The 7,448-nt window shown below is 57.3% G+C and carries 8 protein-coding genes; 3 read left to right on the top strand and 5 right to left on the bottom strand.

What is annotated here, in order from left to right; translation table 11 throughout:
* Positions 1-149: 149 nt before the first annotated feature.
* The 3 genes from L6D64_RS27410 to L6D64_RS27400 all read right to left on the bottom strand — a co-directional run bounded on the left by L6D64_RS27410 (position 150) and on the right by L6D64_RS27400 (position 2,906).
* Positions 150-1,148 (bottom strand): AraC family transcriptional regulator, encoded by a 999-nt coding sequence (locus L6D64_RS27410; RefSeq protein ID WP_176506949.1) that lies wholly within the window; start codon positions 1,146-1,148, stop codon positions 150-152.
* An 82-nt stretch (positions 1,149-1,230) separates the two neighbouring features.
* Positions 1,231-2,013, bottom strand: a complete 783-nt coding sequence (locus tag L6D64_RS27405) for an SDR family NAD(P)-dependent oxidoreductase (RefSeq protein WP_219824749.1) — start codon at positions 2,011-2,013, stop codon at positions 1,231-1,233.
* A gap of 275 nt (positions 2,014-2,288) precedes the next feature.
* On the bottom strand, positions 2,289-2,906 hold the full coding sequence (locus L6D64_RS27400; RefSeq protein WP_176506950.1) for a hypothetical protein: 618 nt from the start codon (positions 2,904-2,906) through the stop codon (positions 2,289-2,291).
* 120 nt (positions 2,907-3,026) lie between these two features.
* On the opposite strand from L6D64_RS27400, the gene L6D64_RS27395 reads away from it, so the two are divergent.
* Entirely contained in the window at positions 3,027-3,530 is a 504-nt protein-coding gene (locus tag L6D64_RS27395) for a hypothetical protein (protein WP_308809883.1), read from the top strand.
* A 403-nt stretch (positions 3,531-3,933) separates the two neighbouring features.
* On the opposite strand, the gene yfcF is transcribed toward L6D64_RS27395, so the two are convergent.
* Both yfcF and L6D64_RS27385 read right to left on the bottom strand, forming a co-directional pair.
* On the bottom strand, positions 3,934-4,566 hold the full coding sequence (gene yfcF / locus L6D64_RS27390; protein ID WP_176506952.1) for a glutathione transferase: 633 nt from the start codon (positions 4,564-4,566) through the stop codon (positions 3,934-3,936).
* A 391-nt stretch (positions 4,567-4,957) separates the two neighbouring features.
* Positions 4,958-5,362, bottom strand: a complete 405-nt coding sequence (locus L6D64_RS27385) for a MerR family transcriptional regulator (protein ID WP_176506970.1) — start codon at positions 5,360-5,362, stop codon at positions 4,958-4,960.
* Between the two features lie 73 nt (positions 5,363-5,435).
* On the opposite strand from L6D64_RS27385, the gene L6D64_RS27380 reads away from it, so the two are divergent.
* Together L6D64_RS27380 and L6D64_RS27375 are read left to right on the top strand one after the other, a co-directional pair.
* Complete coding sequence (locus tag L6D64_RS27380) at positions 5,436-6,500, top strand: SDR family oxidoreductase (protein ID WP_176506953.1); 1,065 nt, start codon at positions 5,436-5,438, stop codon at positions 6,498-6,500.
* Positions 6,501-6,526: 26 nt separating this feature from the next.
* Entirely contained in the window at positions 6,527-7,426 is a 900-nt protein-coding gene (locus L6D64_RS27375) for a DMT family transporter (RefSeq protein ID WP_176506954.1), read from the top strand.
* Positions 7,427-7,448: the final 22 nt, after the last annotated feature.

Below are 7,448 nucleotides of genomic sequence, written 5' to 3'. Positions count from 1 at the left end.
TCCGGCAGCAGCGTGACTTGCGTCCGGACCTCACCTTCAATGAACCGCTTCATGATCGTCCCCGCCACGATCTCCACGATCAGAAGGTTAGACAATCGCAGGTGTTTTCACACAGCCTGGACCCATAGCGGACATTCAGCCCTCTGGCTTCAGTGGCTGTGCTGGCTTCGATACTCGCCTGGCGTCATGCCTGTCCAAGCCTTGAAGGCACGCAAGAAAGAATTGGCATCCACAAAGCCGATCAGGAAGGAAATTTCCCCTGGCGAGAGGATCGAGCGAGTCAGGTAATGGCGAGCCAGGCCCTCTCGCGTGTCATTGAGCACGTCCTGATAGCTCAGCGCCTCGTCTGCAAGATGCCGCTGAAGCGAGCGCTTGCTCATTGCCAGGCGACGGGAGATATCGTCGATACTGCTCCGGCCGCTCGGGAGCATGTCGAGCAGCGCGCTGCGTACTCGCTCACGTGTGCTGGCGCCGGCTTCAAGCCTTGAAAGCCGCGTCTGAAGTTCCGGCTCGAAGAACTGCCACATGGAAATATTCTCGGTCAGGAAAGGACGGGCAGCATCCTCTGTCGAAAAGCGAAGCCGATTGCAGTCGCCTTGTTGCAAGCGACACCCCAGAAAGTCTTCGCACGGCTTTGCCGGGTTGGGTATCGCTACCAGCTCCGCCTCTAACGGCGAGATCGCTTGCCGTGTGGCGAGGCGTGCCAGGTGGGTCAGGAAAACCAGCTCCGTGGCGCAGAGGCTGTGCGGCAGTGGCCGGTCATAACCGTAGCATTCAATAAAGACCTCGGTGTGACCCTCGGTGAAAATGACATCCAGCGCCAAAGGTCCACAGAGACGTTTGTATTCTGCAAGCCGAGTAAGCGCGACGTTGAGGTCAGGACTGCACAGGCAGGCAAAAAGAGCCGGATCGAAAGCTTCGACCGAAATGGAACCACCAAGTAGCAGCGGTAAGCGCGACACCCCCAACATTTGTTCGAGGCTGCGAAACAGCCGAAAGTATTCCGGCGGGGAAAGCGACGCATCCTTGCGGCTGAACAAATCGGCCGGTAGCTCGGCCAGGGCCAGCACATCCCCAGTGGCTATTCCCAAATCAGAAATGATCAGCTTCCACCCGGAATGCACCGCAAAATGCTTGGCTTGTTTCATGGTCTAGCGATCTCTTTGGACGCGAATTTCAGCGGTGTGGCGGACAGCAGGCCTGAAGAAAGCCGCCGCGCCTCAAGCCTTATCAGGATGCCTTCTCCATCGCTTGGCGGGACATCTTGAGTACCAGTTTGCGAGGCAGCAGCGGAACGATCCAGTCGAGCATGACGCGCAACTTGCCTTCGTTAAAGGCAACCAATTCACCGCGCTCCATGGCCTTGTAACCGCGCTGAGCCACGGATTCCGCCGTCCTGGCGTTTTTCCAGACATCCACGCCCTGCAAATCCCCCGCAGCGACGAACCCTGTGGCGACCGCACCTAGACATAAGGCGGTGGCTGTCACGCCGTACTCCCTCACCTCCTCGGCGATCGCCTGAGTGAATGAGGTCACGTACGCCTTGGTAGCGTAGTAAACCGCCTGCAAGGGGCCCGGCATGAACGAGGCGGTCGACGAGACGTTGAGGATACGCCCGCGCCGACGCGACACCATTCCTTTGAGGTAATGATGGGTCAAGGCGGTAAGCGTGGTCATGTTCACCTGCATCATGGCCTGATCGGCAGCAAGATCGCGCTCGACAAACTTGCCATGCCCACCGAAACCGGCGTTATTCATCAGAATGTCAATGGACAACCCCAAGGCTTCAGTGGCAGAGAATATGCGATCTGCCGAGGCGGGATCGGCCAGATCTTCCACGATTACATAGGCTTTCACCCCGTATCGGGTCTGGAGTTCCTGTTTTATGGAGTCAAGCTTGTCACGTGAGCGGGCTACCAGGACAACATCGCCATGCTTGGCTGCATGGATACGTGCCAGTTCAAGTCCGATGCCGCTCGAGGCTCCGGTGATCAATGCGGTGTTGGAAATCATGCTATCTCCTTTGTTTTGGGAAAGGCCCCTTGGATAAGGAGATGCTATGGCTTGGACTCGAGCATGGCACTAGCGCAAGACGCCATGAATAATTCCGATCGCGCCAATCGCTCGGTGGACGGTCGCATCGCATCTGAAGTTAGTACGCGAGGCTCATAATGTGTCCGCTTAGGGTCGAAAGCAGCCGGTCGTGAGCGTCTGCTATCGACCCGAAGCGGACCGTCGCTACGCCTTGCCTTTTGGGTTGGCGCTATCCACCCTGAGTGTGGGTCTATTTAGATAACGATGTGCTGGGGGTAAATTTGCACGCTTTCGAATTGCTCTGAATTATCGTGCAGACGTAGTCTGAACTCTTCACGTAGGCAGATCTCCAATACCCTCTCATCAATCACCCTGTAGCTGGTCACGGAAACGTTCAGGAGCCTTTGGAAATTACTGCCCGTCCAATTGACGTCTTCATCCCAAGTTGCAATTAGCTCGTCGCCATGAAATACCTCTATCAGGCTCTGGACAGCGATGCAGCTGCCTGAGCCAAATAGAAACTGAACGTCGTGTCGCCCCATGCAAATCTGCCGTATTTCCTCTCCTAGGATACCTTCGATCTTCAGATCCTTGGCAAAGCCGTACATCTCATCTCCTCCTGTGTACGTCCCCGAGCCGATGAGTTCGGATTGAATCGCAAGCATACCTACGTTGAGGTGGCCGCGCAGAGTCATTACCAGGATGGCTGCGAATTGTGTGGCCGCTCCTCGCCGATTTCTGCCCTTCGTGAACGGCAGCTTCGGGTCGTAAGCAGTCGTTCGCAACTGGCCGTTAACGACCCAGAGCTGCCTTTGAATGCAGCAGCAATCCTGTGACAGCGGTGATATCACCGAGCCCCTATTCGGCGTCATTCAACCTCTGGGGTAAGCTTCGCAATAGACTTCAGTGACCAAGGGTGATAAACGGCGATGGGCTTGTTCGATCGATTGTTCGGCGGTCGTGTCACACAACCTCCACCCGATGAACCACGGATGAGCGACGCCGCGATAATGCGAGAGCTTTATCCGCTGCGTGCACAGTTGAAAGTATTTACCCAAGTTTTGTTGGCGCGCCTACCTGAAAAAGAACGCATGCGTCTCGTCAGAAGGGTATTGCGCTATTACAACCAGGGAGAGGATCCAGCCACCGCGCTCGTCAGCGGTCTTTTGGACGCAGAGAAAGGCCAGTCACTCAGTCATCTGATTCTCATGGCCGTGGATGTGCGTGGCTTCGATGATTTCGAGTACCTGGCACCGAAGCTGGTTGAAGCCAGCGGTATTGACCAGGTCTATGCCTGCAAGCATGAAGGGACACAATCACTGATGCAGGTTGTAATCGATTTCGATCGATGGCTGATCGGGTTCGGAAAGCGCTTTCTGCATGTGGATACAGGCGGCGCCGATTACGTGGGTTGCATAATTGAACATGATGGCGTTGAAAACCTAATTGCGCTGGCCAAGGAGGCTGGCATCAACGCACGGCTCGATCCCTTTTGAGGCACGTTGGCAGGCTGCTTTTGAACCCTGGCAAGTGCTGAAATTAACTGACTTCGCGGGTGCACCACGTACTCTGGGGGAGCAGGTTCATCGAGGCGTCGAACCGCCGCGAAGCAGGCGCCGCGTTAGATGGCACCGCCTGTGCGGGTGTTCGCGGGTAAACCTGTTCCTACAAAGTTTCCTATCGGGGCCTACGGCAGCTTCGCGTCGAAAGCGGCCGTTCTCGACAGACCGCTTTCGACCCATAGCTGCCTTTCGCAGAGGGCTGCAAGCGATCAGAAGTGAGCAACTGCATTACATCCCTAGGCAATGGGCTTGCAGCAACTTATCAGAATCGTTGGCCGTCCACTGCCAGTCGAAAAGCAGGCCTGGACTGAACGCCTACCCTTGGTCGGCGGTGCGGCTACAGTGGAGGTCGCTCCAACTGAACCCACTCCTGCACGGTCGGGCGCTGCCATTGCCGCTGAGCATAATCCTCCAGTCGAGCGGGAAGGCGATCTCCATTGAGTATCAGTCGATTCAGCATCAAAGCGAGATCGACATCGGCGATAGACCATTCGCCAAAAAGGTGGGCCGGGCTATCGCCCAGCAGCAGTTGCGCAGCCTCCACCAACTTTTGCGACGAGGATTCAGCCGAGGCTGACAAAGCACCGTATTTAACGCCGTAGAACACAACAAGCGTGGAGCGCTCCTGGCGGATAGGTAGCAAGTCACTTCGCAGCCAGGCTTGAACCTGCCGCGCCTTGGCACGCTGCAGCGGGTTTGTCGGGTAAATCGGCGTCTGAGGGAACAGGTCTTCTAAATACTCGGTGATTGCGGATGATTCAGACAATGCAAATTCGCCATGCCCCAGAGTGGGTACTCTCTGAGTCAGCGAAAGACAGGAGTAGTCCCGCCCCCGATGCTCCAGCGCGTCTAGGTCAAGGGTATTCATCTTGAACTCGATTGCCTTTTCACGAAGCGCCACAAAACATGACAGGGCGTAAGGGCTGGTGAATTGAGCGTCAACGTATAAGCACAGCCTTGAATCGTTCATACCGTCATCTCCATATGCAGGAGAAATTACGATAGGGGTTCAGGCACTATAAAAAAAATTCATATTTTTTATAGAGCCATTCCTGTTAGGAATGCAACCGGATTTTAAAATGACTGTGTGCGGGCACAATGGCTGATATGTTTGCGGCATCGGGCGGCGCCCAATCGACGCTGGCCCCTTCAAGGAGCGATGTATTCGTGGCTTGTCCTCCATGTGAGGAGGACAAGGATGGTCAACTCGACTCTGAGGCGCTGAAGATCTTAAGGCAAACAGATCAGCCACCACGAAGGTGCCAATCTACGACCGTCCGCTATGGATCGATAGCAACCACTCTGCGACCGGCCATCCTCGACAACGCGCGCGGCCCTCGCTCAATGCCCTTGTGGTTTGGCTATGCGGTCGAGGTGCGTCCCTGGACAGTCAGGTGCGCAACAGTCAGTCCATTGGCAATGGCACTGGCTTCAAGCTTCGCCCGCTCTGTCTCGAGAAACGCATAAGCAGCTTGCAGGGTTGTGATCTTCGCTTGAATGTCGGCCATCTTGTTGGCGACCAACGCCGCGCCTTGTGCGCAATCGATGGTATTTCCCCGCTTGGCCTGAAGGATGTCCCTGATCTCGGCGAGTGAAAAACCTCCGCCCTGGGCACTTTGAATGAAGGCCAGATCAGCCACGGTCTGATCGCTGTAGCTGCGGTAATTGTTGGCCAGTCGATGGGCCACGATGAGCCCGAGCTGCTCGTAATAGCGTAATGCGTGGCGACCGATGCCGCTGCGGCGCTCCAGCTCTCCAATGTTCACCGTAAAAACCCCTTGACTGTAGAGCACGCTCTACACCTTAGCCTGCACCGATCAGCCAAACAAGGAGTCAGACATGGGCTTGGAATGTTTCGTCACAGGTGGCAGCGGGTTTGTCGGTCAACATTTGCTGGCTCGCCTCACTGCCACAGGGCACAAGGCCTGGGTACTCATGCGCAGCCCCGAAAACATCGAGCGTCTCAGGCAACAGGTAAGCAGCCTGGGAGGTGACGCCGCGTATATCCATGCCGTCGAGGGCGATATCAGCAGGGAGGGGCTTGGGCTCAGTGAAGCAGACCGGCAACGCGTGTCTTCGGCGGCGGTGGTTTTCCACCTGGCGGCGCAATTTACCTGGGGGCTGACGATGGAGCGCGCCCGCGAAGTCAATGTGCAAGGGGCACTGCGCGTGGCAAGGCTTGCGGCCAGCCAGCACATCCGCCTGGTGATGGTGGGCGGCTACATGCTGCAGAACCTTACCTACCTTGCCAAGGTCGGGGTGGATATCGTGTGCCCTGAGAACACCCATTGGCCTGCGGTCTACGGCCGCGTGGGTGGCTACGAAGGCAGCAAGCTCGAGTCGCATTTTGCCGTTGTCCGCTACCTGCAGGAAGCAGACGCGGATTATACGATCGTCCATCCCGCTACGGTGTGCGGCCACAGCGAGACGGGGCACATCCTAGAAGGACAACCGCTGGCCGAACTCATTCGCAATCTTGCCCAGGGCCGCTTCAAGGCTGTCCCTGGTACAGACCGGCACTGGTTGCCGGTCGTCAGTGTCGATTACCTGGCGACGATGATAACCTGCGTGGCGTTCGACCCCTCGATGGCCAACCGGCAGGTCCTGGCGCTCGACGAGGGCTCAGCGAACCTGCAGGGGATGCTCGAGCAACTGGCAAAGACACTGGGTGTGAAGGCGCCTCGGCGCCATGTCGCGATCAGGTTGATCAAGTGGCTATTGACGATCCCCGGCCTGGCGGCCCGATTCGCGATCAGCGCCGAGTCGTTGAACTTCATCCAGACGCAGCGCTTTGACATGAACCGCAGCAGGCAACTGGAGCGCAAGTATCGGTTGACCCATCCCGATCTGGCACGAACGCTGGAAAAGACGGCGCGCTACGTCACGAATCATTTGTACCACTGATCCAACCAGACACAAGGAAGGTCACCATGCAATCTCACTTCGGCAAAGGCGTCCTCTTTGCACTTTGCGCAGCTGCACTGAACGCAACCATCGGCGTACTTAGCAAGGTGTTGATGAACAGTGGCTTCAGCTCCAGCAGCATCGCCTTGATAAAGACCCTGCTCGGCGGGTTGCTGCTGTCAGGCTTGCTGGTTTTCCTCAAGCGACCCCTGCACAAGGCCGGGTGGCGCCCTGCCGCCGTCTGCGCCTTTCTCGGCATTTTCATGCTGTTCCACTTTGAAACGTTGGCCTACAGCCATTACGCCGCGGCCGGGGTCGTGGTGATCCTGATGGCCAGCGCGTCCATTGCCTCGATATTACTGGGGCGGATAGTCCTCAAGGACCCGATCAACGCCAACGTGACGGCAGGCGCAGGGTTGACGATAGCCGGCATTGCCGTGATTTTCGGCGCCGATATTCAGCAAGGCTTTACCCTGCAAGGTGCCGCGCTCGCGTCGATTGGCGGCTGCGCTTATGGCGCATTTTCGGTTGCCATGAAGCGCATGGGCGTATCCGGGGGCCTGCATTTCACCCGGCAACTCCTGATGTTCGGCAGCCTTTACCTGCTGCTGCCCGCTGCGGGCGACGGGTTCACCCTGGGCGCGTTAACGCCGGTGGCACTCATGGCCTTGCTCGCGCTGGCTACGCTGCCGACCATCCTCGGTTTTTTCTGCACCACCAAGGCCATCGAGTACCTGAAACCGTCACAAGTCCAGGCACTGGAACTCACCGAGCCGCTGTTCGCCGCGCTGCTGGCACTCGTGGTGCTCGATGAAGTGCCACGAGACACGTTGTACCTGGGCGGCGGCCTGATCCTGCTTGGCCTGTGCTTCTCCAACAACCTGATTCGCTCAGGCAGGAAAGCGCCACACCCGTCCGGCGTGTAAGTCGTTTTCACAGCAGCAGGAT

Source organism: Pseudomonas urethralis (genome assembly GCF_021602465.1).
In the GTDB taxonomy this organism is placed as follows: Bacteria; Pseudomonadota; Gammaproteobacteria; order Pseudomonadales; family Pseudomonadaceae; genus Aquipseudomonas; species Aquipseudomonas vlassakiae.
This window is presented reverse-complemented; position numbering and strand designations above follow the sequence as displayed.

What these genes read in the sequence shown, in the direction of transcription:
- L6D64_RS27405 (WP_219824749.1), bottom strand. Translation starts at nt 2,013, where the DNA reads ATGATTTCCAACACCGCATTGATCACCGGAGCCTCGAGCGGCATCGGA.
- L6D64_RS27395 (WP_308809883.1), top strand. Translation starts at nt 3,027, where the DNA reads ATGAGCGACGCCGCGATAATGCGAGAGCTTTATCCGCTGCGTGCACAG.
- L6D64_RS27380 (WP_176506953.1), top strand. Translation starts at nt 5,436, where the DNA reads ATGGGCTTGGAATGTTTCGTCACAGGTGGCAGCGGGTTTGTCGGTCAA.
- yfcF (WP_176506952.1), bottom strand. Translation starts at nt 4,566, where the DNA reads ATGAACGATTCAAGGCTGTGCTTATACGTTGACGCTCAATTCACCAGC.
- L6D64_RS27410 (WP_176506949.1), bottom strand. Translation starts at nt 1,148, where the DNA reads ATGAAACAAGCCAAGCATTTTGCGGTGCATTCCGGGTGGAAGCTGATC.
- L6D64_RS27400 (WP_176506950.1), bottom strand. Translation starts at nt 2,906, where the DNA reads ATGACGCCGAATAGGGGCTCGGTGATATCACCGCTGTCACAGGATTGC.
- L6D64_RS27375 (WP_176506954.1), top strand. Translation starts at nt 6,527, where the DNA reads ATGCAATCTCACTTCGGCAAAGGCGTCCTCTTTGCACTTTGCGCAGCT.